The sequence below is a fragment of the Stakelama flava genome, from assembly GCF_019351405.1.
Classification (GTDB): Bacteria; Pseudomonadota; Alphaproteobacteria; order Sphingomonadales; family Sphingomonadaceae; genus Sphingomonas; species Sphingomonas flava_A.
Map to the genome: position 1 here is coordinate 182,085 of NZ_JAHWZX010000004.1, position 24,165 is coordinate 206,249.

General features: G+C 62.2%; 23 protein-coding genes and 1 tRNA gene. 5 read left to right on the forward strand and 19 right to left on the reverse strand.

Features of this window, described 5'->3' with window-relative positions:
- Position 1: 1 nt before the first annotated feature.
- The 4 genes from fliN to KY084_RS06220 all read right to left on the reverse strand — a co-directional run bounded on the left by fliN (position 2) and on the right by KY084_RS06220 (position 3,853).
- Positions 2–379, reverse strand: coding sequence for a flagellar motor switch protein FliN (gene fliN, locus KY084_RS06205; RefSeq protein WP_246586926.1), 378 nt, complete (start codon positions 377–379; stop codon positions 2–4).
- Positions 380–390: 11 nt separating this feature from the next.
- Complete coding sequence (gene fliF, locus KY084_RS06210) at positions 391–2,001, reverse strand: flagellar basal-body MS-ring/collar protein FliF (RefSeq protein ID WP_246586952.1); 1,611 nt, start codon at positions 1,999–2,001, stop codon at positions 391–393.
- A gap of 138 nt (positions 2,002–2,139) precedes the next feature.
- A complete protein-coding gene (locus tag KY084_RS06215; protein WP_219237684.1) occupies positions 2,140–2,802 on the reverse strand; it encodes a FliH/SctL family protein in 663 nt (220 codons plus the stop codon).
- A 19-nt stretch (positions 2,803–2,821) separates the two neighbouring features.
- Positions 2,822–3,853: a flagellar motor switch protein FliG gene (locus tag KY084_RS06220; protein WP_219237574.1), complete on the reverse strand. Its 1,032-nt coding sequence runs from the start codon at positions 3,851–3,853 to the stop codon at positions 2,822–2,824.
- Positions 3,854–3,963: 110 nt separating this feature from the next.
- Here KY084_RS06220 and KY084_RS06225 point away from each other — a divergent pair, with 110 nt between their 5' ends.
- Positions 3,964–6,657, forward strand: a complete 2,694-nt coding sequence (locus tag KY084_RS06225; RefSeq protein WP_246586927.1) for an NHL repeat-containing protein — start codon at positions 3,964–3,966, stop codon at positions 6,655–6,657.
- A 2-nt stretch (positions 6,658–6,659) separates the two neighbouring features.
- Positions 6,660–7,073 (forward strand): flagellar biosynthesis protein FlgB, encoded by a 414-nt coding sequence (locus tag KY084_RS06230; RefSeq protein ID WP_219237575.1) that lies wholly within the window; start codon positions 6,660–6,662, stop codon positions 7,071–7,073.
- Positions 7,074–7,081: 8 nt separating this feature from the next.
- Here KY084_RS06230 and KY084_RS06235 read toward each other — a convergent pair whose 3' ends face one another.
- Genes KY084_RS06235 through KY084_RS06245 form a run of 3 tightly spaced genes read right to left on the reverse strand, consistent with a single transcriptional unit; the run spans position 7,082 to position 9,129 of the window.
- Positions 7,082–7,804, reverse strand: coding sequence for an anti-sigma factor (locus KY084_RS06235; RefSeq protein ID WP_219237576.1), 723 nt, complete (start codon positions 7,802–7,804; stop codon positions 7,082–7,084).
- Positions 7,797–8,357: a sigma-70 family RNA polymerase sigma factor gene (locus KY084_RS06240; protein ID WP_219237577.1), complete on the reverse strand. Its 561-nt coding sequence runs from the start codon at positions 8,355–8,357 to the stop codon at positions 7,797–7,799. The genes KY084_RS06235 and KY084_RS06240 overlap by 8 nt, the downstream gene beginning before the upstream one ends.
- Positions 8,358–8,403: 46 nt before the next feature.
- Positions 8,404–9,129 carry a Crp/Fnr family transcriptional regulator gene (locus KY084_RS06245; RefSeq protein WP_219237578.1) on the reverse strand — a complete coding sequence of 242 codons (726 nt, stop codon included), beginning with the start codon at positions 9,127–9,129 and terminating at the stop codon, positions 8,404–8,406.
- Positions 9,130–9,299: 170 nt separating this feature from the next.
- Between KY084_RS06245 and KY084_RS06250 the strand changes: the two genes are divergently transcribed.
- Entirely contained in the window at positions 9,300–10,265 is a 966-nt protein-coding gene (locus KY084_RS06250; RefSeq protein WP_219237579.1) for a ferritin-like domain-containing protein, read from the forward strand.
- Between the two features lie 21 nt (positions 10,266–10,286).
- The gene (locus tag KY084_RS06255) at positions 10,287–11,282 is read left to right on the forward strand and encodes a ferritin-like domain-containing protein (RefSeq protein ID WP_219237580.1); all 996 of its coding nucleotides are present in this window, start codon (positions 10,287–10,289) and stop codon (positions 11,280–11,282) included.
- A 132-nt stretch (positions 11,283–11,414) separates the two neighbouring features.
- Here KY084_RS06255 and KY084_RS06260 read toward each other — a convergent pair whose 3' ends face one another.
- From KY084_RS06260 to KY084_RS06295, 8 genes are all read right to left on the reverse strand, one after another.
- On the reverse strand, positions 11,415–12,116 hold the full coding sequence (locus KY084_RS06260; protein ID WP_219237581.1) for a FadR/GntR family transcriptional regulator: 702 nt from the start codon (positions 12,114–12,116) through the stop codon (positions 11,415–11,417).
- The gene (locus KY084_RS06265; RefSeq protein WP_246586928.1) at positions 12,113–12,862 is read right to left on the reverse strand and encodes a helix-turn-helix domain-containing protein; all 750 of its coding nucleotides are present in this window, start codon (positions 12,860–12,862) and stop codon (positions 12,113–12,115) included. Before KY084_RS06265 ends, KY084_RS06260 begins: the two co-directional genes overlap by 4 nt.
- Positions 12,863–12,917: 55 nt before the next feature.
- Complete coding sequence (locus tag KY084_RS06270) at positions 12,918–14,264, reverse strand: MFS transporter (RefSeq protein WP_219237582.1); 1,347 nt, start codon at positions 14,262–14,264, stop codon at positions 12,918–12,920.
- A complete protein-coding gene (locus KY084_RS06275; protein WP_219237583.1) occupies positions 14,261–15,676 on the reverse strand; it encodes an FAD-binding oxidoreductase in 1,416 nt (471 codons plus the stop codon). Before KY084_RS06275 ends, KY084_RS06270 begins: the two co-directional genes overlap by 4 nt.
- A gap of 3 nt (positions 15,677–15,679) precedes the next feature.
- The gene (locus tag KY084_RS06280; RefSeq protein WP_219237584.1) at positions 15,680–17,806 is read right to left on the reverse strand and encodes a TonB-dependent receptor; all 2,127 of its coding nucleotides are present in this window, start codon (positions 17,804–17,806) and stop codon (positions 15,680–15,682) included.
- Between the two features lie 202 nt (positions 17,807–18,008).
- A complete protein-coding gene (locus tag KY084_RS06285) occupies positions 18,009–18,782 on the reverse strand; it encodes an SDR family NAD(P)-dependent oxidoreductase (RefSeq protein ID WP_219237585.1) in 774 nt (257 codons plus the stop codon).
- A 13-nt stretch (positions 18,783–18,795) separates the two neighbouring features.
- Positions 18,796–20,301 carry a carboxylesterase/lipase family protein gene (locus KY084_RS06290; RefSeq protein ID WP_219237586.1) on the reverse strand — a complete coding sequence of 502 codons (1,506 nt, stop codon included), beginning with the start codon at positions 20,299–20,301 and terminating at the stop codon, positions 18,796–18,798.
- A gap of 140 nt (positions 20,302–20,441) precedes the next feature.
- Positions 20,442–20,518: transfer RNA gene (locus tag KY084_RS06295), tRNA-Arg, on the reverse strand.
- A gap of 108 nt (positions 20,519–20,626) precedes the next feature.
- Between KY084_RS06295 and KY084_RS06300 the strand changes: the two genes are divergently transcribed.
- On the forward strand, positions 20,627–21,328 hold the full coding sequence (locus tag KY084_RS06300; protein ID WP_246586929.1) for a queuosine precursor transporter: 702 nt from the start codon (positions 20,627–20,629) through the stop codon (positions 21,326–21,328).
- A gap of 256 nt (positions 21,329–21,584) precedes the next feature.
- On the opposite strand, the gene KY084_RS16685 is transcribed toward KY084_RS06300, so the two are convergent.
- The 4 genes from KY084_RS16685 to purC all read right to left on the reverse strand — a co-directional run bounded on the left by KY084_RS16685 (position 21,585) and on the right by purC (position 24,044).
- Positions 21,585–22,280 carry a Crp/Fnr family transcriptional regulator gene (locus KY084_RS16685; protein ID WP_219237588.1) on the reverse strand — a complete coding sequence of 232 codons (696 nt, stop codon included), beginning with the start codon at positions 22,278–22,280 and terminating at the stop codon, positions 21,585–21,587.
- Positions 22,277–22,942: a phosphoribosylformylglycinamidine synthase subunit PurQ gene (gene purQ, locus KY084_RS06310; protein ID WP_219237589.1), complete on the reverse strand. Its 666-nt coding sequence runs from the start codon at positions 22,940–22,942 to the stop codon at positions 22,277–22,279. The genes KY084_RS16685 and purQ overlap by 4 nt, the downstream gene beginning before the upstream one ends.
- Entirely contained in the window at positions 22,939–23,169 is a 231-nt protein-coding gene (gene purS / locus KY084_RS06315; RefSeq protein ID WP_219237590.1) for a phosphoribosylformylglycinamidine synthase subunit PurS, read from the reverse strand. The genes purQ and purS overlap by 4 nt, the downstream gene beginning before the upstream one ends.
- A 95-nt stretch (positions 23,170–23,264) precedes the next feature.
- On the reverse strand, positions 23,265–24,044 hold the full coding sequence (purC, locus tag KY084_RS06320; protein WP_219237591.1) for a phosphoribosylaminoimidazolesuccinocarboxamide synthase: 780 nt from the start codon (positions 24,042–24,044) through the stop codon (positions 23,265–23,267).
- Positions 24,045–24,165: the final 121 nt, after the last annotated feature.

Genomic DNA, 24,165 nt, shown 5'->3' on the forward strand with positions numbered 1-24,165 from the left:
ATCAGCGATCCGGCCGAACGATTTCGGTCAACGTTACGCCGAGCGCCTGATCGATCATGACGACTTCGCCGCGCGCGACCAGCCGGTTGTTGACGAAGACGTCGACCGGTTCGCCGACCCGCCGGTCGAGTTCGACCACCATGCCGGAGCGCAGGTGAAGCAGATTGCCGACCGGCATTTTCGCGCGGCCGAGCACCGCCTGCACCTTCACCGGAACGTCATGCACGGCGGCAAGCGCGGTTGGCGCGTCGGTAGCGGTGTTCGAGGACGGTTCGCCGAACTCCTCGAACGCCGGAATGTCGCTCGCGACCATCGCCATGGGATCTTCGGCCTGGGTTTCGGTATCGGGTTCGGGATTGGCGTCGGTTGCCATGTCCATGGGACTCTCCATCATGCGTTCATCCATTGCCGAAGTACGGCCGTCGCTTCGGGCGGGTTGTTGGAAACCAGATCGCCGATCCGCTTGATCGCCGACGCCTTGACCCGACCGTCAATCTGGGCAAGCGCGACATCGTGGTCGAGCATCGGAACGTCGGCCGACTGGCGCGCCTCAAGCTGTTCCAGCGCTTCGGGGTCGCCCTCCGCCGCCTGATCGGCAAGCTTCAGCATCTCGGCCTGTTCTTCTTCGGAAAGCAGGGCGGTATTTTCCTGCGGCTTTGCTTCATCCTGCGCTCCGAAGCGCGGTTTGATCATGCGAAGCGCGATCAGCCCCACCGCGGCGACGATCAGCAGTTTGACAAGTCCGGTAACCTGATCGCTGTTGAGCAGGTCCCACCATGCGTCTTTGCTGTCGGCCAGATCGTCGGGCGCGGTGAACGGCATGCTTTCGATCACCACGCTGTCGCCGCGTTCGGGGTCCATGCCGACCGCGTTTTCGACCAGGCGGGTAAGCCGCTGGATGCGCGCTTCGGGCATGCCCTTTTCGCCGCCATCAACCATCACCGCGACGCTGAGCCGCGTGACCTGTCCGGGGTTGCGATCTACCACGCTGCGGGTCATCGAATTGGCGAAGGTGGTGTCTTCCGACGTTTCCTTGCGCGCTGACTGGCTCGTATCACCAGGAGCTGCCGGCTGGCCCTGCGCTTCGGGAAGTTCGTTGCCGACGCTGACCGTATCCGATGCCTGTTGTTCGTTGTTCTGATCGTCGCTTTCAACCGTCACCTGCCGCGCGATCACCTGAAGATCGGGGTCATAGGCGCTTTTTTCCTCACGCGTGCGGTCGCGGTCGATCTGTGCGGCGACTTCGGCGCGCACCTTGCCCTGACCGACAATCGGTTCGAGCAGGGCGACGACCTGATCGCGCAGCTTGTGTTCGACCTGAAGCTGGCGTTCGTCGGCGTCGCTGCTGCCGCCCGCACCCGAATCGCCTGCCCGGGCGAGCAGGGCGCCGCTTTGATCGACGATCGAAACCGATTCCGGCGACAGTTCGGGCACGGCGGAGGCAACGAGGTAGCGGATCGCCTTCACCGTTTCGGCGGGCAGGCGGCCGCGCGTCTTCACGGTGACCGATGCCGTGGCGGGGCGGGCTTCGGCCGCGAACATGGCGCGTTCGGGCATGACCAGATGGACACGCGCGCCCGAAACCTGATCCAGACTCTGAATCGATTTGGTCAGTTCGCCTTCGATCGCGCGGGTTTCATTGAGCTTCGCCCGGCTGGACGAAACGCCGAAGGGCTGTTCTTCGTCAAGCACCTCATAGCCGATCTTGCCGCCCAGCCGTTCGCCGGCCATCGCCATGCGAAGTTCGGCCAGCTTGTCTTCGGGCGCCATGATCGCGGTGCCGTCGGCGGTGATCTCGAACGGTGTGTTCTGCGCTTTCAGCTTCTCGCTGATCGATGCAGCCGCCGAGGGATCAAGATCGGTGTAGAGAAATCCCATGGTGGTGTTCTCGCCGCGCAGTGCGACGAAGGCGAGCGCAAGCAGCAACGCTGCGGCCACGCCCCCCATGATCATCAGCCGCTTGGGCCCCAGCTGGGCGACAAGATTGCGTAGCTGCTCCAAGATCACGATCCCCGTTTCGATTGCGGGAGCGCGCTCGGCGTCCCTTTGATCGAACTATAGAAGGGTGCCGGAGGGGCAGGTTTTGCCGGGTAGGAAAAATTTGCCGCCCCGTTCGATATGCGGGGCGGCGCAGAAAAATCAGTCTTCGCGACGCGCGGCCAACAGGCCTTCCAGCTCTTCGCGAACGGCGGCTTCGCGCGCTGCGCGATCGACCAGCAGGCCGCCCTCGTCCCATTCGATACGCGCGTCGCCCGGTGCCAGATCGGGATCGGGCGCGACATGCAGGTTCAGCCGGCGGCGATCCGCCGCCTGACGCTTCGTAATGCGTTCGGTGATGTCGCTTTCCAGGTCGGGATGCACGCGGATCAGCAATTCGGTGCCGCGTGCGACCTGCGCCAGCGCCCGGCCGATCGCATCGTCGATCGCATTGGCGGGATGTTCGGCAAGCGCGCGCCCGGCGATGTGCCCGGCGGCGGCAAGCGCCAGTTCGGCCGCATCGCGCGTGAGTTCGCTGCACGTCGTGTCCAGCGAACCGCCGATGCTTTCAAGGTCCGCCTGAATCGCGTCGACCGCAGACAACAGCGCCGCCTCGCGCTCGTTGCGCGCCTGGGTCAGCCCGGCTTCGAACCCGTCCACACGGGCACGGGCCAGTTCGGCATGATGGTCCTCGCGCAGTTGTTCCAGTTCGGTTCGAAGCGTTTCGATTTCGATCGCCATCGAATCCGATATGCCCGCCTCGCGCGCGGCAGGCATGTCCACGAAGACGCGATCGAAGGCGAAGGGGCGGGTCTGAAAGGACATATCCACGAAAGCGCGCTCCTTACATGATCATCGTATCGTCGCTCTTCGGATCGACGAGAACGATCTCGCCGGTATCCGCGAGCATTTTGGCAAGGCGCACCAGTTCGCCCTGCGCCTCTTCGCAATCGCGTGCGCGCACCGGTCCCATGCCCGCCATGTCCTCGCGCAGCAGCTTCGCCGAACGTTCGGTCATGGTGGAGAAGAACAGCGTCTTGATCTCCTCGGGCGCGCCCTTCAGCGCCAGCGCCATCTGACGCTTGTCGGCCTGGCGAGCGATGACGCCTATGGCGATCGGCATCAGATTGGCCAGATCCTCGAAGGTGAACATCAGTTCGCGGATGCGTTCGGCCGAATCGGGCGCTTTCTTGTCCAGCGCGTCGAGCATGGTTTCTTCGGTCGACCGGTCCATGGCGTTGAAAATCTCAGCCATGGTTTCGTGCGGATCGCGGCGCTGCGCGCGCGCGAAGTTTGCCATGAATTCGGTTTTCAGCGTCGCTTCGACCTGGGTCAGAACTTCCTTCTGAACCGTATCCATGCGCAGCATCCGCTGCACCACGTCGACCGATATTTCGCGCGGTAACACGCCCAGCACGCGGGCGGCGTGATCCGATTTCAGCTTTGACAGGATCACCGCGATCGTCTGCGGATATTCGTTTTTCAGATATCCTGCCAGAACGCCTTCGCTGACATTGGAAAGCTTGTCCCACATGGTGCGACCGGACGGGCCACGGATATCCTCCATGATCTCCTTCACCTTGTCCGCGGGCATGATCCCGGCAAGCAGGCGTTCGGTTGATTCAAACGATCCGTGACAGGTTTCCATTGCGGCGATGTCGCTCGAAAACTGTACGAGCAGATGCTCGACCACGGGGGCGGGAACGCGGCCCAGCAGCGCCATCGAACTGGACAGCTCCTTCATCTCCTCGACCGAAAGTTGGTCCCAGATCGGGCCGCCATATTTCTGGCCCAGCACCAGCATCAGCGCAGCGGCGCGCTGACGCGGGTTGAAGCGTTTGAGTTCGGGCGGCTCGGCGAGCTGAGTCATGACCATAATCGTATTTTTCCCCTGACTACGGGTTTTTCCCGGCGTGGTGCGTCGGAACCCGTGCGTGCCCGTCTATTATGGAGGCACGATCGGATGGCCGGTCGCGTGGAGGTGGAATGATGGATATTGCCTCGGGGCTTGCAGGATTGAGTTTGCTGGGCGGGGACGCGAGCCTTTTCTCGTCCTATGCCGCAAGCACCGCGAGCACCATCGAGACGCGGGCTGTGCGCGAAGCGAAGGCGCAGTTCACGCTTCCCGAAACGACGCCGCCATGGAAGCTGGCGACCGCAACCACGTCCGCCGCGGCGCAGCTTTCGGCCATTCAGCGCATGCGCACGCTGATCGACAAGCCGGAAACGGGAACGCGTACGCTGCCCGACGACGTCCAGACATCGTTTACCACCTGGAAAGCGCTCGACCGGCTGCGCCTGCTTGCCGAAGCCGCGGTGAAGCCCGGTGCGGGCGCCGCAACGCGCGAGGCGCTGAACAAGACCTTCACCCAGGGGTTGAGCGACCTTCAAAGCTACCTCTCCACCGCGCCCAGTGACAAGCTTACCTTGGCTTTCGACAAGCCGGTGCGCCGTGCGCAAACCACCGCGGTCGAACCGGGCCTTACCAGCTACTCCACCAGCATTACCGGCAAGGCGGTCACCGAGAATCGCGATGATGTGATGAGCGGGCTGACGGGCACGGAGCGTTTCCGCATCCAGCTTGCACAGGGCAGCCGAAGCGACAGCGTCACCGTCGATCTGAGCAATCTGAACGGACCACCGACGCTCGACAGCGTCGCGACGCTCATCAATCAGGCGATTTCGGCAATTCCCTATCGCGACGCCAATGGCGATGTCGTGTTGCAGGATGACGGCAGCGCCGAACCGAAATGGAAGGTTTCGTTCGAACCGCGCAAGACCGAGGATGGCTGGGCGCTGGAGGCGAACCGCCAATCCTATGAAAGCATTTCGATCGATCAGATCGATGCTCCTGATGCCGTTCTGGTCGCGACGGGGATAACCGGGCTGGAAACCGCAACCGCTGCGCGGGTCATGCGAATCGACGATCCGACAGGCGAGATGAGCCGCAAGACGCTGGCTACCATCGCCGCGCATGATCGGCTGGACCCCGATCTGGCAGTGAAGACGACCGCGGACGCCGTGGCGACCGATGCCGACGGCTTCGGATATGTCCTTGGCACCGCCGCCGGCGATCTGGGCTCGCAGCGCGCGGCGGGCGAACAGGATCTGTACCTGACCAAGATGGACAGCCTGGGCAACGTCGTCTGGCAGCACAGCCTGGGCGCGGCCGAAAGCGCAAGCGGTGCGGCGCTGTCGATCGCCGCCAATGGCGATGTCGTGCTGGCCGGTAATGTGAGCGGCAAGTTCGACGGCGCGGACAGCGACGGCGATATGCTGGTCGCGCGGTTCGATACGGACGGAAACGAAAAATTCTCGACGCTCGTCCGCGCGGTCGGGACCGACACCGCGACCAGCGTGCTCGCCGCGCCCGACGGCTCGATCTATGTCGGCGGACAATCCTCGCCCAATGGCGGCGACGCGTTTATCGCGAAGCTGGATTCGGAAGGGCGCCTGCGCGAACGCCATGCCTATGACGCGGGGGGAAGCGAAACCATCGCATCGCTTGCCATGGGCAGTGACGGCAAGTTGCTGGCGCTGACGCGGGAAGGGGCGCAATCCTCGCTGCGTTTCCTCGATACCGCCGATCTTTCGGCTGAGGTGTCGCGCATCGACCTTGGTACGTCCGACGCACGCGCGATCGCGGTCGATGCATCGGGCAATATTGCGATCGGGGGAACGACGCTTGCCGCACTTCCGGGAACGCAGGTCAACAGCACGGTGTCTTCGCGCGACGGTTTCGTCGCCCGGATGGCGGCGGACGGTAGCGGACTTGCTGTCACCTATCTGGCGAGCGACGCCAGCGATCAGGTCGACAGCCTCGTCTTTTCAGGCGACACCCTGTATGTCGGCGGGCGGACCAACGGCGTGCTGGGCGATGCGAAAGGCGGGGCGGTCGACGGCTTCGTCGCGCGGCTGGATGCTACCACCGGCGCGATCGGTCAGATCACCCAGTTCGGCCAGCCGGGCCAGCGCACCGAACCGGTGCGGCTCGCCATTTCTTCGGGTGGAAACAACCGTGTCAGCGACCTCGGCTTCGGCCGCGGCGAACTGACGCCGGCGGGATCGCTCAGCCTGACCGCGTCGACCAGTCTTCGCGCCGGGGATTCGTTCCAGATGCGCGTGGATGGCGGCGCGCTGCGCACCATTACCATTACCGCCGACGACACGCTGCAGACGCTCGCCGACCGGATACGCAAGATCGCCGGATCGAAAGCGCTGGTCACCACGCCGCGCGATCCCGATGGCGGGGCATCGCTTGCGATTTCGCCCAAGGCGGGGATCGACATCGAATTCGTTTCCGGCCCTGACGGTCGCGACGCTTTGGAAAAACTCGGCCTGCCCGCCGCGCGCGTGTCGGGGTATGACAAGGTCGATGAAGACGCGCCCAAGGTTCGACCCGGTGGCAGCTATGGTCTTGGCCTCGACCTTTCATTGTCGATATCGACGATGAAGGACGCCGCCGCCGCCCTTTCAAAGATCAACAATGCGCTGTCGATCTCGCAGACCAGCTATCGCTCGCTATACTGGGACGATCTGAAGGCCACGCTTGTCAACGGCACTCCGGCAAGCAGCGCCGGGACCGCGCGCGAACAGGCGATGCTCGCCAATTATCAGGCGGCGCTCGACCGGTTGAGCAGCACAAGCACATCCTCCACCTCGCTATTCACGGGATTCTGACCATGACCGACCTGATCGCCGGCATCGGCAAGCGAATGCATTTTCTGTCCGACCGGCAGCGCGTGATCGCCGAAAATGTCGCCAACAGCGAAACCCCGGCTTACAAGGCGCGCGAAGTAGACGCGCCCGATTTTTCCGATCTGGTTCAGACCGGGGGCGGGGCGCGCGTCGCGCGGCCGCGCGTGGCGCTGACTTCGGCCATGACAGCGCTGGGGGCCAACCCGTCGCTGGGCGGCAGCAACATCGTCCTTGATGCCGCGACCAGCGAGACGAAGCCCGACGGCAACAACGTCACGCTTGAGGACCAGCTCCTTAAAATGGGAGAAGTTCAGGCCGACTTCGCGACGATGACGAGCCTGTATCGCAAGAGCCAGGCGCTGATGAAAACCGCGCTGGGCCAGGGCTCGCGCGGCTGACGCCTGCTTCAGATTTCAAAGATCGTCCCCGTCGCGATAATTTCGCCTTCGGGCGCGGTATGCGGTGCGCCCTGCGTGTTTTCCAATGAGACCGCCAGCGACGATCCGGGGCGCAGATAGGCGCGCAGCGCGGGCGGAACCGCCACTTGCGACGACCCGGAACCCGATATCAGGCCAAGCGAGCGTGGCGTGCCGTCCGCCGGGATCACCCATAGTTGAGGTACGCGCTCGCCCGCATTCACCCCATCGGCCTCGATCCGCAGCCGGTCGGCCAGCGGGTCGTAGCGCGCGGCGAAGCTGGGGCCGCTATCGGCCTTGCCCAGCCGGGCAGTCGCCGCCTGCACCAGGACGGGCCTGGGAACGTCACGCGTGACGATCACCGGTTCCGGCGATGGTCGGACGAAAAACAGTCCCGCGAACAGTGCGGCCGCAGCGCCGGTGACAAATGTCGCTGCCTGCCAGCGCCGAAGCGTGGACACCGGGCGCTGCTCGGTCTGATCGGACAGGCGACGTTCGATCGCAGGCCAGAGGCTGGCGGGGGCAGGGGTTTCGGGAATGCGGCTGAGCAGCGGGCCAAGCCGCAACTGCCACGCTTCGACGCGTTCGGCGAAACGCGCATCGGACAGTTGCAGGCGAAGCGCCTCGGCCCGCGCATCGCCTTCCAGAACGCCGATCGCCAGTTCTCCGGCGAGAACGTCGAATTCATCGCTATTCCAATCCGGTTCAGTCATCGCCCAAACACTTTCTCAGGCGGATAAGCCCGCGCCGGATCCAGCTTTTCATGGTGCCGAGCGCAACGGACTGGCGCGAAGCCAGTTCGCTGTGCGTACACCCGTCCAGAAAGGCGGCAGCGATCGCGGCATTTTCCGCCTGGGGTAATTCATCGAGACATTCGAACAGCCGGTCATGCTGCTGTTTTTCCTCCATCGCGATATCGGCGATGCGATCGGTATCGACAAGGGCGCCGATCGCGTCAGCGCTTCCCGCCGGTTGACGAAGGACGCCGCGATGCAAATCGAGCGAGGTATTGCGCGCGATCACGGAAAGCCAGGTCAGCGGGCTGGCGCGATTGCGATCATATCTTCCCGCGCGGTTCCAGATTTTAAGATACACCTCCTGCAGCGCGTCTTCGGCCAGTTCGCGATCCTTCAGAATATGGACGCAGATGCCGAACAATCTTGCGGACGTGGCTTCATACAGACGACGAAGCGCCTCCCGGTCGCCTGTGCCGATATGATCGAGTTCAGCGATAAGGTGATCGCTGCTCGTACGATCGCTCACCATATACGCGTTCCAGCCACGCCGATCATTCCCCCCTGGCGACGCCGGATCAAGCGTCGAGATGCATTGCCGGAGCGCAGTCGGCCCGTTCCGCATCGCCATAGCCGTTGCTTGCATGCTTCTCCAGCAACTGTCTATTGCGAACGCGAATGCGCCCGCGGTTGCATTCAAGGGCAAGTTCGCCTTCGATGATGTGCAGGCAGTCGGTAATCGTGGCGCGGCGGACATGAAGCGCCGAGGCGAGTTGATCGTGCGTGATCTCGATATCATCCCCTTCTATCCGATCGTGCAGCAGCAGAAGCCAGCGGGCAAGGCGGGCAGAAGGCGGGTCGCAGAAATGCGAAAGCATCGTGCGTTGCAACTGGTCCAGAAACATATCGACATAGCGGAACAACGATTGCGCCAGCGTGGGAGCGGCATTGCACAGCGATTGCAGATCGCGGCCGGATATCGTCAGCGCGGTGCCGGGCGCGACAATGGTGATATACTGTTTGCTCGATCGCGCCGCGCCCGGCAGTTGCCAGCCGAACATCCCCTCATTCCCGACCATGCCCAGAAATCCGCTCTCGCGTCCTTGGGAAGCAACAGCCATGCAGGCGACCAGCGTTTCGGGGAAGCAGGCATAGTCGAAACGCGGATCGTCATGGTCGATCCTTTCGCCGCCGTCCCACCGGGTTCGTTTCAACCGTGACGCAATCAGCCTTGCATCATGTGCGTTCAACGACGCCAGAAGATGATTTCCCCTTAGTTCACGCCACGGATCGATCATGGCCATGTTGTCCCCCCCCCCGATAGTATCAGCGCAGAGCACCGCATAATAGGTACGACCCTTCTGTCCGATCGGATGCGCTGTGTACGCCAGCGTACCCAAATACTTAGCAAAGGGAACAGCGAAAACTTTGTGGTAGTTCAAATGTCTGGCCCGTTTTGACAGGGAGGCATTACATGGACGACACGACCGATATGATGGAGGCGCTGGAAACCCGTGCCAAGCGCAGGGAAGAGCGGCGGAATTTCTTCCGCGCGTTCGGGACCGCGTCAGCGCTCGCAGGTGGTTTCGCGCTTACCGCCAAAACCAATCCTGCCCATGCGCAGTCGACGCCAAGCGACGCCGACGTTCTCAACTTCGCATTGAACCTCGAATATCTCGAAGCGCAATTCTATGCGTATGCCGCGACCGGCTCCGGTCTTTCTTCGAGCCTGCTCGACGGGTCCGGAACGGCGGGTTCGGCCACCGGCGCGCGTCAGGTCACATTCACCGATCCCGCTGTCGCTCAGTTTGCGCGTGAAATCGCCGCCGACGAACGTGCGCACGTCGCGTTCTTGCGCGATGCGCTGGGCTCCTCTGCGGTCGCGCAACCGGCGATCGATATCGGGACCGATCCCGATGGCGCCTTTTCAACCGCGGCGCGCGCTGCCGGCCTGATCGGTGAAGGCGAATCGTTCGATCCCTATGCGAACGACGAAAACTTCCTCCTTGCCGCGTTCATTTTCGAGGATGTCGGCGTGACTGCCTATAAGGGCGCGTCACCGCTGGTGAGCGACAAGACGTTCCTTGAGGCGGCGGCCGGCATTCTGGCGGTCGAGGCGTATCACGCGGCGATGATCCGTTCGACGCTGTATGCAAAGGGCATCGACGCGCCCAGCCTGATCAGCGCCACCGAGGCAATCTCCGACGCGCGCGACAGCCTGGACGGTGATACCGATCTGGATCAGGGCATTGCCCCGGCGGGAAGCGGCAGTTCGCTGACCAGCAACATCGCGCCGCTCGATTCGAACGGCATCGCTTATAGCCGCTCCTATGATCAGGTTTTGAACATCGTGTACCTGAACGCGGCGGCGGCAACCGGCGGCGGCTTCTTTCCGCAGGGCGTCAACGGCACGCTGAACATGAGCGCGCAAAATTCCTAATTCCCGCAGGGAGATACCAAGATGAACCAGCATGATCTGATACTCGAGGTTCTTGCGCGCCGGGAAGAACGCCGCGCGGACCGTCGTAAATTCATTAAAATCGCAGGAACCACCGGTGCAGTAGCGGCCAGCGCTTCGTTGCTCGCCGCGTGCGACGACGGGCCGAAGGGCACGATTGCCCGTCCCGCGCCGACACCGACGCCCACGCCCACCGCCCCGGCCCTGACCGACGGCGACATTCTGAACTTCGCGCTGAACCTCGAATATCTCGAAGCGCAATTCTATGCCTATGCGGCTACCGGATCGGGTCTGTCGCAGGATATTCTCGGGGGAAGCGGTACCCAGGGAGAGGTAACCGGCGGTCGTCAGGTGAACTTCACCGATCCCGTCGTCGCAGCCTATGCCCGCGAAATCGCGGCGGATGAGCGAGCACATGTCGAATATATCCGCAACGCCATCGGTTCGACAGCGGTCGCGCAACCCGCGATTGACATCAGTTCCGATCCGGACGGTTCGTTTTCCAGTGCCGCGCGCGCTGCCGGTCTGATCGGAGACGGCGAATCGTTCGATCCGTATGCAAACGACGAGAATTTTCTGCTCGGCGCGTTCATATTCGAAGATGTCGGTGTCACCGCCTATAAGGGCGCATCGCCGCTCATCACCGACAAGCTGGTGCTTGAAGCCGCGGCGGGAATTCTGGCGGCCGAGGCGTATCACGCCGGGCTGATCCGATCGACGCTGTATCGCAAGGGCATTGATATGCCGACCCTGATCACGTCGACCACCAGCATTTCCGACGCGCGCGACAGCCTCGACGGCGACAGCGATCTCGATCAGGGGATTGCGATGCTGGATGATGCATCGAATATCGTGCCCGCCGACGATTCTGCGGTGGCGTTCAGCCGGTCTACCGGTCAGGTGCTCAATATCGCCTATCTGAACCAGATGGCGGTGAGCCGTGGCGGATTTTTCCCGGACGGGGTGAACGGCACGATTTCGCTCAGCGCGGATAATTAAATCCGGCTATCCGGAATAAGACCTGTTCGAAAGCGGGGGCGCTACATGGCGGCGTCCCCGCTTTTTTGTTTGCCGCGATGTCACGGGACACCGAGTCGGAAACCGCTGGATTCAGGTTAATGCGGCTTGCGGTTACAGCCGTTTGAACAGGTCGCCGATCGACGTGTCGAAATGGGTGTTCATGGTATCGCTCGCCGCAACGGGATCGCTGTCGGCGATCGCACCCGCAATCTCGCGGTGCTGGCGAAGCATCGACTGGCGCTGGTCTTCGGTAGTGCGCGTCTGCCATGCCGCCGGAACGGCGTTTCGCATCAACCCTTCAAACGACCGGACGATCTGAACGAACAGCGCATTGCCGCTGGCACGGGCGATCGCCTGATGAAAGGCGATATCGTGCTGGGTCAGCGCTTCAAGGTCGGCATGTTGTTCCGCCATGCAGTCGGCGAGTTGCAGGATCAGCTTCGCATCCTGATCGCTTCGATGAAGCGCGGCGAGTTCGACGGTGCGCAACTCCAGCGTGCGACGGACATCCCATATCTGCGCCATCGACACCTGCGCGGTAACTACGGCATGATCAAGCGACGCGCCCATGACCGATCCATCGATCGCACCAACGCGTGCGCGACGGCCGTTTCCCACATCGATCAGTCGCAGCGCCGCCAATGCGCCGAATGCCTCGCGCGTGACGGCGCGGCTGACGCCCAGTTGCGTGGCGAAATGCGCTTCGCTGGGCAGTTCGTCACCGACCCGAAGCCGGCTGGCGCGGATGAAATCGCGGATGGAACGAACGGCATGTTCGACTCGGGTTTCGCCGCTTGTCGAAAGGTCTTTCATGCCGCGACCCAACATGCACGAAGCTGTGTCGGCGCAACGCCGAAGCGGCGCGAAAATGCGCGCGTGAAGCTGGCGTTATTCAGATAGCCGCAGCGATAGCCGACGGAAGAAACGGGAAGGTCGGTCGCGAGCAGCATTGCCTTTGCGCCCGTCAGCCGCTTTTCGGCGATCGCATCGGCGACCGTGCAGTTGAACAGCATGCGAAACCCCCTGGTCAGCTTGCTGCGATTGATGCCGCACGCGCGCGAAATACCGTTCAGCGTCAGTTTTTCGTGCCAGTTTTGATCGATCATCCGGCGCGCTTCCAATATTCTTCGCGTGTCGAGTTCGGACAGACCAGCGCCGGGTTCGACAGGTACCAGCGTGCCTGCCTGAAATTCCGCGAACACGGCGGAAAGCAGTTCGATCGATTTGGCGAGCTGCAGCGTGTCGCGCCATGCGCCGGGAAGGTCGCATTGGCATATTTCAACCACCAGCTTGCGGATTGCGACGCTCATGTGCCAGATGCCGGGGGTGCTGGACAGCGAACCGAAAATACGTCGACAGGCGGCAGCGGTGACAACGAACACCAGATCCCCCTGATCTGCGCTCAATCTGCCTGACGGGTCAAAATGCACCGTGCCTCCTGTGCAGCGTGCATCGAAACCCAGTATGACGGGTTCTTCCGGCCAATCCTCGAACGATACTGATCCACGGCCGATAAAGGCCAGCATTTCGGGGGAAACGACGAGTTTGCGTTTTTTCATGACTCTCTCCGGTGCGAAGAGGACTACAGCTTTATGATAGGTGTCACAATAGCTATCAGATAGGCGCTTCGGTGGCCGATAAGGGTGCGTGGCGCATCGAGCGCCAGAAAGCGAAGGCGGAAACGATGCTGACGACAGTGCCGGTCAGCGCGAGTGCCTTGGCCAGTTGCGCCTCGCCGCCCATCATGTCGCTGATCGCCGCGACCAACGTCGGCGCAACCCCGAATCCGATCAGCCCTGCAACGGCAATGAAGGCGCCGATCGACAAGCCGCGAAGCTCGTTGGGAAGAAGCACCGTAAGCGCTGCCGAGGTGATCAGGCCGGTAATCGTGCCGCATAGCACCAGCAGTCCAAGCGCAAGCGCGAACATCGGAACGCCGGGCGCGATGGGAAACAGGGCCGCGGGAATGCCGATCACCGCCGCCACTGTTGCGCCGATCAGGATACCGCCCCGTCTGCCGCTTTTCTGTCCGAAATCGGCGGCTATCCCGCCGAGGATCGATCCCATGAGACCGGTGAGGAACATCAGCGCGCCCATCCATCCGGCGAACGCATCGGGCGTCAGGCCATAGGTGCGCGAAAGAACCGGCGCGGCCCAGATGCCGGCGGCGGCATCGGCCATCACAACGCTGACCTGACCGACGAACAACGGTCCCAGGAAGCGGCGGCGCGCCCATAATTCATTGGCAACCACGCGGATCGGTGCGTGAACATTCGACACATTTTCATGGCGCTGGGGTTCGCGCAGGAAAAGCAATGGAAGCATCCCAATCGCAGCCAGAATCGCCAGCGATAAATGAACGTCGCGCCAGTTGCTGCCCAGCCATCGGGGCAGCGCACCGGTGGCGAACAGGCCGAAAAGCCATCCGGCGAGCGCGAACGCCGCAGCGGTGCCGAGCATCTTGCCCAGCGTCACGATCAGCATCGTACGGCCGCGCCGTTCCGCCGTGCAGACATCAGCACCGATCGAAAGCGCGGCGGTTAGCGCGCCGGTGGTGCCGATGCCGGTCAGCATACGTGCAGTGAACAGCATCGCCGTTCCCTGCGCGAATGCCGTCAGCAGCGTTCCAGCTACCCAGAGAAGCGCGAGCAGGAACAGCAGCCTGACCCGATTGAACCGGTCCACCATCAGGCCGATCGGAATCGAGAAGATCGCGAGCGGCAGCGCGGCACCGACGCCCTGAATCAGGCTCAGCGCATAATCGCTGAGGCCCAGTTCGACCTTGGCGCTTTCCTGAACGGTGCTGAACGATCCCATCATCGTGAACCCAACCATCATCGCGAAGGCGAGGATAAGCAGCGGCCATAGCGAACGGACGAAACCAGTGCGTTCAGGGGGAAACGGCTCGGTCGCGGTGTTCGGCGGAAATGCGCTCCCCCGACCATCCAGGTGCGGGGTCATTGCATATCCAGCGCGAAAATTTTTCCGGGATTCATGATGTTCTGCGGATCGAGCGCTCGTTTGAGCAGGCGCATGACATCCACCGCTTCGCCCAGTTCCGCGATCAGCGCATCCTGTTTTCCCAGTCCGATACCGTGCTCGCCGGTGCAGGTCCCCTCCATCGCCAATGCGCGAGCGACGAGGCGCTCGTTGATCGCCTTCACCTCGGCCATTTCTTCCGGTGCGTTTGGATCGATTGAGAATACAACATGGAAATTGCCGTCGCCGACATGGCCCAGGATCGTTGCGGGAATGCTGCTCTTTTCGAGATCGGCCTTGGTTTGCACAAGGCATTCGGGAAGCCGGCTGATCGGCACGCATACATCGGTGGCCCAGCCGACCGCGCCGGGCCGGACATTGACCGCCGCATAATAGGCCTCATGCCGGGCGCGCCACAGCTTTGCGCGCTCTTCGGGCAGATTGGACCATTGAAAATCGCCTCCGCCATTCGCGTTCGACAGGTCGCGTACGATTTCAACCTGTTCGGCAACGCCGCCGGGTGAGCCATGAAATTCGAAGAAGAGCGTGGTGACTTCGGGATAGTCGAGTTTTGACCAGGCGTTCACCGCCGCCATCTGCCGATCGTCCAGAATTTCGACCCGGGCAAGGGGGATGCCGCATTGTATCGACTGCACCACGGTGTCCACCGCACCCTGCAAGGTTTCGAACCCGCATACAGCAGCGGAGATGGTCTCCGGGATCGGGTGGAGCCGAAGTGTCACCTCGGTAATGATGCCAAGCGTTCCCTCCGACCCGACGAACAGCCGGGTGAGGTCATAGCCTGCCGCTGATTTGCGGGCGCGGCGGGCAGTGGTGATGGCCTTGCCATCCGCCGTGACGATGGTGAGCGCCAGTACCGCTTCGCGCATGGTGCCATATCGGACCGCGTTGGTGCCGCTGGCCCGGGTCGATGCCATCCCGCCGATCGTGGCGTTCGCGCCGGGATCGATCGGAAAGAAAAGGCCGGTGTCGCGCAGATATTCGTTAAGCTGTTCCCGCCGCACCCCGGCCTGAACGGTGCAGTCGAAATCGTCCGCATTGACGGCAAGAATCGCATCCATTTGCGACAAATCTACGCTGACGCCACCCTGGACGGGCAGGGCGTTGCCCTCTATCGAGGTTCCCGCGCCAAACGCGACGACAGGCACGCCTTGCGCAGCGCACATCTTGACCAGATCGGCGACATCGCCGGTCGATCGTGCGAAAAGCACTGCGTCGGGTAGCGCGTCGGCAAAATACGCCTCGCTGGTACCATGTTGTTGCCGGATGGCATCGCCGGTGTTCAGCGCATCGTCGCCAAAACGTTCGCGCAACCGGTCGATAAAGGCGGGAGAAGCGGTCACGCTGTTGCGGTGCCCTGACGTGTCGGTCATCGATCAGAACCGGACGGTGCCGCGCAGCCCGACGCGGCGGCGATTGCCCTGCAACGCCAGGTTGTTGACGATCGCGTCGGGCACGCCTGCGCGACCGAGAAGCGACGCGTCGAGATAGGATTCCATATATTTCTCATCAAACAGGTTGGTCGCGAAAACGGCGATATCGAAATGTTTCGTCCGATATGAGAGCGAGGCGTTCACCAGCCGATAGGCTTCGAGAACGGGGACGGAACTTGCATCGAGCGAGCTGCCCGTACGTTCCCCCTTCGCTACGACATTGGCGTCGAATACCAGCGACTGGTCGTTGTCGATCGGCTGTTTATAGGTCGTGCCCAGCGTGTAGGTTAAATCGGGCACGAAGACGATGTGATCGCCAGGATAGGCATAGCCCGTCGTCTGCTGAAATTCGCTGGCGTCGGTGACCCGGGCATGAAGCAGCGTCGCGTTGCCGTAGAGACGCCATTGCGGGGTGACGGCGAAGTTGAGTTCGCCTTCCAGCCCATAGCTTTCGGCATCCCCGGCGTTGAGGTTGACCGCTACGAAGCCTGTGCCCGATGTGCTGGGCGCAAGCGCATTCGGGCCGATGAAATCCTTATAGTCGTTATAGAATATCGCGATGCTGGCCTGCAGCCGATTGTCGAGCGCAGTGGCCTTCGTGCCGATCTCATACGTCCAGACGCTGTCGCCCTTGTAGATAAGGTTGGGGGCGTCGGGTTCGTTCTGGCCGCCGCCTCGTGTCCCACGCGCGACGGATGCATAGGTCATGATGTCCGGTGTCCAGTGCTGGGTGATGGTAAGCCGCGGTTGCACCTCGTCCGCCTTATAGGTGGCAAGGTCGGTCGTGGTTTGCGCGTCGAGCTTCTGATGGTCCCAGCGCAGGCCCAGCGAGATGTCGAGCGTGCCGAGCGAGAGGAATGCGGTGCCGAACAGCGCATAGGTCTTGTTCGTGGTATGTCCGACCGAAGGCACGGTCAGGTTCAGCGGAACCAGCGTCTGTTCGGTGCGCTGATCGTTCGTCGAATAGTTATAATATGCGCCGATCAGCGTCGAAAAAGCATCGTTCCATTGCGTATCGAAACGCAATTCGCCGGTGCGGGTTTTGATGTGGCGTTGATTGACGTTGCGAAGAAAATCGATCGCGCTGAAATCGCCGTCGCCATGGGAATCGGCATCGCTTTGATTGTACGCGCCGATCGCCGTAATCTTGGTCTTCAGAGCGTCGACATCGAATTCGCCTTTGATATTCGCGGCATAATAATCGATCGTTATCAGACTGAGGCTGTTGGTTTGCCCGTCTAGGCTGTAATCGCGCGGTCCGTCCGATACGAAATAGGGCGTCGCGCCGCCGAAAACGCGGTCATAGCTGCCGTTAACGGTGATGGTTGCCGCAGAGGACGGCGTGAACAGCAGCGTGGCGCGGGCGCTTTTGGTTTCCAGCGGGTTCTGATCGCCGTTCGCCAGGACATTGTACTGGAATCCGTCCTGCGTGTGATAGGCGCCGCCGATGCGAAAGGCGAGCTTGTCGCGGACGATCGGGCCGGTGATGTTGGCGGAAACCGATGCATAATTGTCGCCGGACGCCATGGCTCCGTCGATCTGTGCCTTCCAGTCGTTTCCCGGCTTCTTCGTGATGACGTTGATCGCGCCGCCCAGGGTGTTGTTGCCGAACAATGTCCCCTGCGGTCCGCGCAGCACCTCTACGCGTTCGACATCGACCAGCGGCGAGTTGAGATAGGTCGTGTTCGGTTGATAGATGCCGTCGATAAAAATGCCGACACCCGGCTGAACCGTGTCGATCAGCGTCGTCCCGATGCCCCGAATCGAAACGAAGGCGCGGCCGGCGCTGTCCGAATTGACGTTCAACCCCGGAGTGAACGCCTGAACATCCTTGACGGTGGTTAGTTGCTGATCCTTGATCATGTCGCCGGAAACGGCGGTCACGGAAATCGGAACATCCTGCAGCGACTCTTCGCGCTGACGCGCGGTTACGACGATGTCCTTCGTTTCCGCCTGAGGCACCTGGGTTGCCGGGGTAGGTGCGGATTTCGTCTCCTGCCGGGCATAGGCCGATGCCGGGATAAGCGTGATGGCCGTGCAGCCGCATGCAAGCAGAGTCTTAAAGCCCATAATCCAGTTCCCCTCGAATTCGGTGTCTCGTGGCACCTTTGTCCGGGGACCTATCTGACAGCGCACCTGTATGAAAGCTCCGCCGCTTTGCAGATCGGGGCAATGGCTTGTCCGATCCGCCGACGGTGTGCGCTTTGATCCAATGCTCGGAATTCGGCCGGACGATGGGAAGGGCGGGGCGATTGCCCGGACGGCCGGGCGATCACCAGCAGCTATAGCCGCCATCGGCCAGCACGATGCTGCCCGTCATCAGGCTGGCGGCGTCGGAGGACAGAAACAGCACAACCGATGCCACTTCATCGGGATCACCCAGACGGCCCTGTGGCGTGCCGTCGATCCAGCGCCGGTACATTTCGGATTGCTTGTCGGCGAAGGCGTTGAGCGGGGTGGCGATATAGGTTGGCGCGACCGCGTTTACGCGAACGCCGCGCGGCGCCCATTCGGCCGCCAGGCTTTTGGTAAGCTGGTGCACTGCGGCCTTCGACGCATTGTAATAGCTTTGCGGCTGCGGACGATTGACGATGAACCCCGACATCGATCCGATATTGACGATCGCGCCCGATTCCTGCCGCAGCATGTGCCGGCCAAAGGCGCGCGCGCACCAGAAGGTGCCGTTCAGATTGACGTCCAGGACGTTCAGCCAATGTTCGTCGCACACATCCTCCGCGCTGGTTTCGCTACGCGCGATCCCTGCGTTGTTGATGAGGATGTCGATCCGTCCCTCTATCGACCACATGCGATCCGCGGCGCGGGTGACCGCATCGGAATCGGTCACGTCGAGCACCACCCCGGCAGCATCGTAATTTTTCGCCTTCAACGACGTGATGGTGCTTTCCAGAAGTGCTTCGTCACGGTCGGCGATCGTTACCTTGGCACCGGCTTCCGCCAGCGCTTGCGCACAGCTTAATCCGATGCCTTGCCCCCCGCCGGTAACGAAAGCGGTTCGGCCGTCAAGGCGGAAGCGTTCCAGAAACATGCACGAGCCTCCGTCAGTGGGGAAGGAAATCCGCGGCGGGCATCACCGGCTCATGCACCGTCTTGCCGCTGCTGATCTGATACACCTGCCGCGTCGCGGCGTCGAACTGCTGCCAGGGAAGCGAGCTGTCGGTGGCGAAATTGACCCAGATGCGATGCATGCGGTCGGCAAGCGCCTGTGGCGGATCTTCTCCCACCAACCCCTGCTTACCGGTCGCGGTGGCGAGTGTGTCAAAGACAAACGGCAGTTCCATCGCGTGCGCGGCGCCGAGTTCGCCGTCAAACGCCGGTGAGCGCCAGTCGAATTCGTACATCCACGTCCGTCCTTCATGCGCTGCCGCATATTGGCGCGCGGGCCAGCGAAAGACGAGATCGCTCATCGCCGCGGTCATCGCTTCGCCCGGACGTGTGCCGCGCCGGCCCATGCCATAGGCCTTCAGCACCTTGCCCGCGTGCGGATGCGATTTGCCGAGCGCGTAGCGGGCGAGCAGCCGACCGATCTTCCGTTTGACGCCGGTGGGTACGAAATAGAGGTTCATTTCCTCTGCATTCGTTCCAATCAGGATATCGATGTCGGAACCGGCCCCCCGCCGCAGCGCATCGAGCGGCTTTGACGGCAACACATCGTCGCCGAATACCGGGACAAAGCGGCTGATGCCGAATACCGGTTCATGCCCCGCCGCATCGCGCAGGTCGATGTGGGCGGTGGGTTTGGAAACCCGTTCGGTCGCGTCGAGGCAGGCTTTGGTATCGGTCTGTTCGAACCCTGCGCGGTCGGGCGCTATTTTCAATATGCGGGCAAGTTTTTTCACCAGTCGCTCTGCAACAGGAATGTCGCGGACCATCGCGCCATGCCCGCTTTCAATGATCGCGCGGCGGAACAGCCCCTTGGCGAGTGGCGAGGTGACCAGATCGGCGATCGCCATGGCGCCCGCCGATTCCCCGAATATCGTGACATTGGACGGATCGCCGCCGAACGCCGCGATATTGTCGCGCACCCATGCGAGCGCGGCGATTATATCGCGCAGCCCCAGGTTCGTCGGGACGTCCGGTATCGGCAGAAAACCCTCCACCCCCAACCGATAGTTGATGGCGACACACACCACCCCGGACCGGGCGAAGCTGCTGCCGTCGCTCACCGCCGCATCCTTGCCGCCGAGTACGAAGCCGCCGCCATGGATGAAGACCATCACCGGCCGCCCCGCCGCATCGCCCGGCGTCCAGATATTGAGCGACAGATAATCGCCATCCCGGGACTGCCCGTCGCCGATCAACGGGATGACGTCGAGTCCCGGAACCTTGCTTATCCGCTGCGGCGCGCACACGACATGATCGGTCGCATCCACAAACGTCGGTTCAGGAGGTTGCGGTAAAGCGAAACGGCGACTTCCGATAGGAGGCTGGGCATAGGGTATGCCGATAAAAGACCGGATCGCGCCCGAATCGAGGCCCCGCACCGTCCCGTCATCGCGCAGTGTAACGTCGCAAAGTGCCGGATCGGGCGGTGCACAGTCAGCCATTGTCCAAGTGTAGCCTTATCGCTTGCCGCGCCAACGCCCAAAGCTGTGCAGAACCGCAAAAGCACCATGCCGAAACGCGCGGGGCGTATTTGAAACGCGCCGGGCATCGGCATCATAATGGTAATGGACAAAAAAGGGATTGGCGCGCCCGGCAGGGTTCGAACCTGCGACCCCAAGCTTAGAAGGCTCGTGCTCTATCCAGCTGAGCTACGGGCGCGCGCGCAGGCTGCAATAACGACAATTGCGCGGTTGGAAAATGCCGATCATAATTCGGGCCATGAAAACGGGGGATGGCGCACCGCCGCGCCGGGTTGAAGCCGGCGACATGGCCGGCGGACATTTTCGCTATTTCGATTTCCTGATGGCGGCATTCGTCACCATCCTGCTGCTGTCGAACGTGATCGGTGCGGGGAAGGTGGCGGTAATCGGCCTGCCGCTGATCGGCGACTGGCCGTTCGGGGCGGGTATCCTGTTCTTCCCTATCTCCTATGTCCTCGGCGATGTGCTGACCGAAATATACGGCTATGCCCGCGCGCGCCGGGTGATCTGGGCCGGGTTCGGCGCGGTGGTGTTCATGGCCTTCATGGCGTGGGTCGTGGTTACGCTTCCGCCGGCGCCGGGCTGGGGCAATCAGGCAGCGTATGAAGCGGTATTCGGTCAGGTGCCCCGTATCGTTGGCGCGTCGATCTGCGCCTTCTGGGCTGGGGAATTCGTCAACAGCTTCGTAATGGCGAAGATGAAGGTTATGACCGGGGGCAGGCATCTTTGGACCCGGACGATCGGATCGACGATCTTTGGCGAAGGCGTCGACAGCCTGATCTTTTATCCGCTCGCTTTTTGGGGAGCTGAGGGCTGGAACCACGCGCTTGTCGTCACCGTGCTGCTTACGCAATGGGTTTTGAAGGTCGGCTGGGAGGTGCTCTTGACGCCGGTGACCTATCTGGTGGTCGGATGGCTGAAGCGGCGCGAAGGCGTGGATGTCTTTGACGAGCGAACCGACTTCACACCGTTTCGCACTCGCATATAGTTTTTCGGCGCTTTTGACCGAACGCAAGGCGAAGCTGCGCGCGGCGGGGCATAGCGTTTTTGTCAACCCGCCAGACACGCAATGTCGGTATCCGGCCTTTGGCGTGATCGCACCAACCGGACACAGGGACAGGTCCGGTTGGTGCAGGTGACGGAGCGAAGTTATATGGGGCCGGATGCGTGGGGCGGTTCCAAACGCGTGGCGTCGTGTCCCAAGGGAGTCGCATGAGGGCGCTGCACGCTTCGTCTGGTGGGTGTCAGGTGACCAGGGCGGTGAGGCCGTCCTGGTCCCTGATCACGATGCCGTGCGCGCCGCGCCGTTCGATCAGGCCGTCGCGTTCCAGCCCGGTAAGCGTCCGGCTGACGGTTTCGATGGTCAGGCCCAGCAATTGGGCCATTTCGCCGCGTGAAAGCGGAAGGTCGAAGGCTTTGGCGTCATGGCAAGCCGCCGGGCTTGCCGCGCGCGCGAATTCAAGCAGCAGCGCCGCCACGCGTGCGGTCGATTTGCGCTTGCTGATCAGATCTATCAGGCTTCGTGCACGGCCGAGGTCGCGTGTCGTTTCCTGCAACATCCGGGCGGCCAGCGCGGGGTGGCTGTTGACCAGCGATTCGATTTGTTCGCGCGGGAACAGGCATGCTTCGCTATCGGTCAACGCCATGACGTGCAGGTCGTCACCGGGCGCGAACAACTGCCCCAGCAACCCCGCCGGGTGGGCGAGGGCGACGATGCGTTCGGTCCCGTCGGCATCGATCGTTGCGATCTTTGCAGCGCCGCGGATCAGCGTTGCAAAGCCATAATTGCTATCGCCCGCCGCGATGATGGTGTCGCCGCGCGAATAGCGGCGGCGGCGGCCATAGCGGGTAAGTTCTTCGCGCTCCGCCTCGCCGAGCACTGCACAGATCGCGCGGTCGGCGATTGTGCACTGATCGCAAAAGGCGGGGCCGTCATTCACCCCACGCGCTCCAGCAGCCCTTCGAACAGGCGCCGTCCGTCATCGCCGCCATGCGCCGTTTCGATCCGGCGTTCGGGATGCGGCATCATGCCAAGCACATTGCCTTTTTCGTTGACGATGCCCGCGATGTTGCGCGCTGACCCATTGATGTTGCCGGTGTAACGAAACGCCACCTGGCCTTCGCCCTCCAGCCGGTCGAGCGTTTCGTCGTCGGCGAAATAATTGCCGTCATGATGCGCAACCGGGATCGTGATCCGTTCGCCCGACGAATAGCGGTTGGTGAAAAGCGAACGATCATTCTCCACGTTCAGCGTCACGTCGCGACACACGAAATTCAGCGCGCCGTTGCGCATCAGCGCGCCCGGCAGCAGGCCGATTTCGGTCAGGACCTGAAACCCGTTGCAGATGCCGAGAACGGGCATCCCGCGGTTTGCCGCATCGACCACCGCCGCGACGATCGGCGAACGTGCCGCGATCGCGCCGCAGCGCAGATAGTCGCCATAGGAAAAGCCGCCAGGCAGCGCGATCAGGCCGGTTCCGTCGGGCAGCGCGCTTTCGCCGTGCCACACCATCGCCGGGCGGGTCCCCGTAACCTGTTCCAGCGCGACCGCGACGTCGCGATCACAGTTCGAGCCGGGAAAGACGATTACCGCGCTCTTCATTGCCGTTCGACCCGGTAATTTTCGATCACCGTATTCGCGAGCAGCTTTCGGCACATTTCGTCAATCGCTTCGTCGCTGGTCGCGTCGGCGACGTCGAGTTCGAAAATCTTTCCCGCGCGCACGCCGTTGACGCCGTCGAAGCCGAGCGAACCGAGCGCATGCTCGATCGCCTTGCCCTGCGGATCGAGCACGCCGGGTTTTAGCGTGACGATAATGCGGAGCTTCATTGGCGGTGCCTTCCGGTTGCTAAGGGGTGATGCAGCCGCCTATCGCGCCCGAACGCACCTCGCAAGCCGGATCGGTCGATTCGGCGGCGCGGCGGTTATTTGCCGCGGCGCTTGCGATGGCTGTCGAGGTCGAGCACCTCGGTATCACTGCCTTCTGGAAGCAGGCCAAGGCGGCGGGCCACTTCCTGATAGGCTTCGACTTCGCCGCCAAGGTCGCGGCGGAACCGGTCCTTGTCCAGCTTTTCGCCGGTATTGATATCCCAGAGACGGCAGCCATCGGGGCTGATTTCATCGGCGAGGATGATCCGGGCATAATCATTTTCCCATATCCGGCCGAATTCCAGCTTGAAATCGACCAGACGGATGCCGATCCCTGCGAACAGGCCCGACAGAAAGTCGTTCACCCGAATCGCCATATCGGCCATGTCGTGCAGTTCGTCCTGGCTGGCCCAGCCGAATGCGAGAATATGTTCGTCGGTGACCAGCGGGTCGCCCAGCGCATCATCCTTGTAATAATATTCGATGATCGTGCGCGGCAGCGGCTGGCCTTCCTCGATCCCCAGTCGCTTGGCCATCGATCCGGCGACGACATTGCGCACTACCACTTCGATCGGAACGATCTCCACCTGGCGAATAAGCTGTTCGCGCATGTTCAGGCGGCGGATGAAGTGGGTCGGCACGCCGATATTGCCGAGCAGCGTGAAAACATGCTCGGAAATACGATTGTTCAACACGCCCTTGCCGTTGATCGTGCCTTTTTTCTGCGCGTTGAACGCAGTCGCATCGTCCTTGAAATACTGGATGAGCGTACCGGGTTCCGGCCCTTCATAGAGGATCTTGGCCTTGCCCTCGTAGATTTGGCGGCGGCGAGCCATGGCGCGAATATCCTTGCAGCAAAAACAGTCAGCCCCGGCGATCACGGGTGAACCGCGCGCGCCGGGGCAATCGGACAGCGGCTATACATCAGCACCGCATGGGGCGCAATCAAGCTGCGCA

Bases quoted from the DNA above. Each gene is read 5' to 3' on its own strand.
- fliN (WP_246586926.1), bottom strand. From the start codon at position 379: ATGGACATGGCAACCGACGCCAATCCCGAACCCGATACCGAAACCCAG.
- KY084_RS06215 (WP_219237684.1), bottom strand. From the start codon at position 2,802: ATGTCCTTTCAGACCCGCCCCTTCGCCTTCGATCGCGTCTTCGTGGAC.
- KY084_RS06220 (WP_219237574.1), bottom strand. From the start codon at position 3,853: ATGGTCATGACTCAGCTCGCCGAGCCGCCCGAACTCAAACGCTTCAAC.
- KY084_RS06225 (WP_246586927.1), top strand. From the start codon at position 3,964: ATGATGGATATTGCCTCGGGGCTTGCAGGATTGAGTTTGCTGGGCGGG.
- KY084_RS06230 (WP_219237575.1), top strand. From the start codon at position 6,660: ATGACCGACCTGATCGCCGGCATCGGCAAGCGAATGCATTTTCTGTCC.
- KY084_RS06235 (WP_219237576.1), bottom strand. From the start codon at position 7,804: ATGACTGAACCGGATTGGAATAGCGATGAATTCGACGTTCTCGCCGGA.
- KY084_RS06240 (WP_219237577.1), bottom strand. From the start codon at position 8,357: ATGGTGAGCGATCGTACGAGCAGCGATCACCTTATCGCTGAACTCGAT.
- KY084_RS06245 (WP_219237578.1), bottom strand. From the start codon at position 9,129: ATGGCCATGATCGATCCGTGGCGTGAACTAAGGGGAAATCATCTTCTG.
- KY084_RS06250 (WP_219237579.1), top strand. From the start codon at position 9,300: ATGGACGACACGACCGATATGATGGAGGCGCTGGAAACCCGTGCCAAG.
- KY084_RS06255 (WP_219237580.1), top strand. From the start codon at position 10,287: ATGAACCAGCATGATCTGATACTCGAGGTTCTTGCGCGCCGGGAAGAA.
- KY084_RS06260 (WP_219237581.1), bottom strand. From the start codon at position 12,116: ATGAAAGACCTTTCGACAAGCGGCGAAACCCGAGTCGAACATGCCGTT.
- KY084_RS06265 (WP_246586928.1), bottom strand. From the start codon at position 12,862: ATGAAAAAACGCAAACTCGTCGTTTCCCCCGAAATGCTGGCCTTTATC.
- KY084_RS06270 (WP_219237582.1), bottom strand. From the start codon at position 14,264: ATGACCCCGCACCTGGATGGTCGGGGGAGCGCATTTCCGCCGAACACC.
- KY084_RS06275 (WP_219237583.1), bottom strand. From the start codon at position 15,676: ATGACCGACACGTCAGGGCACCGCAACAGCGTGACCGCTTCTCCCGCC.
- KY084_RS06280 (WP_219237584.1), bottom strand. From the start codon at position 17,806: ATGGGCTTTAAGACTCTGCTTGCATGCGGCTGCACGGCCATCACGCTT.
- KY084_RS06285 (WP_219237585.1), bottom strand. From the start codon at position 18,782: ATGTTTCTGGAACGCTTCCGCCTTGACGGCCGAACCGCTTTCGTTACC.
- KY084_RS06290 (WP_219237586.1), bottom strand. From the start codon at position 20,301: ATGGCTGACTGTGCACCGCCCGATCCGGCACTTTGCGACGTTACACTG.
- KY084_RS06300 (WP_246586929.1), top strand. From the start codon at position 20,627: ATGGCCGGCGGACATTTTCGCTATTTCGATTTCCTGATGGCGGCATTC.
- purQ (WP_219237589.1), bottom strand. From the start codon at position 22,942: ATGAAGAGCGCGGTAATCGTCTTTCCCGGCTCGAACTGTGATCGCGAC.
- purS (WP_219237590.1), bottom strand. From the start codon at position 23,169: ATGAAGCTCCGCATTATCGTCACGCTAAAACCCGGCGTGCTCGATCCG.
- purC (WP_219237591.1), bottom strand. From the start codon at position 24,044: ATGGCTCGCCGCCGCCAAATCTACGAGGGCAAGGCCAAGATCCTCTAT.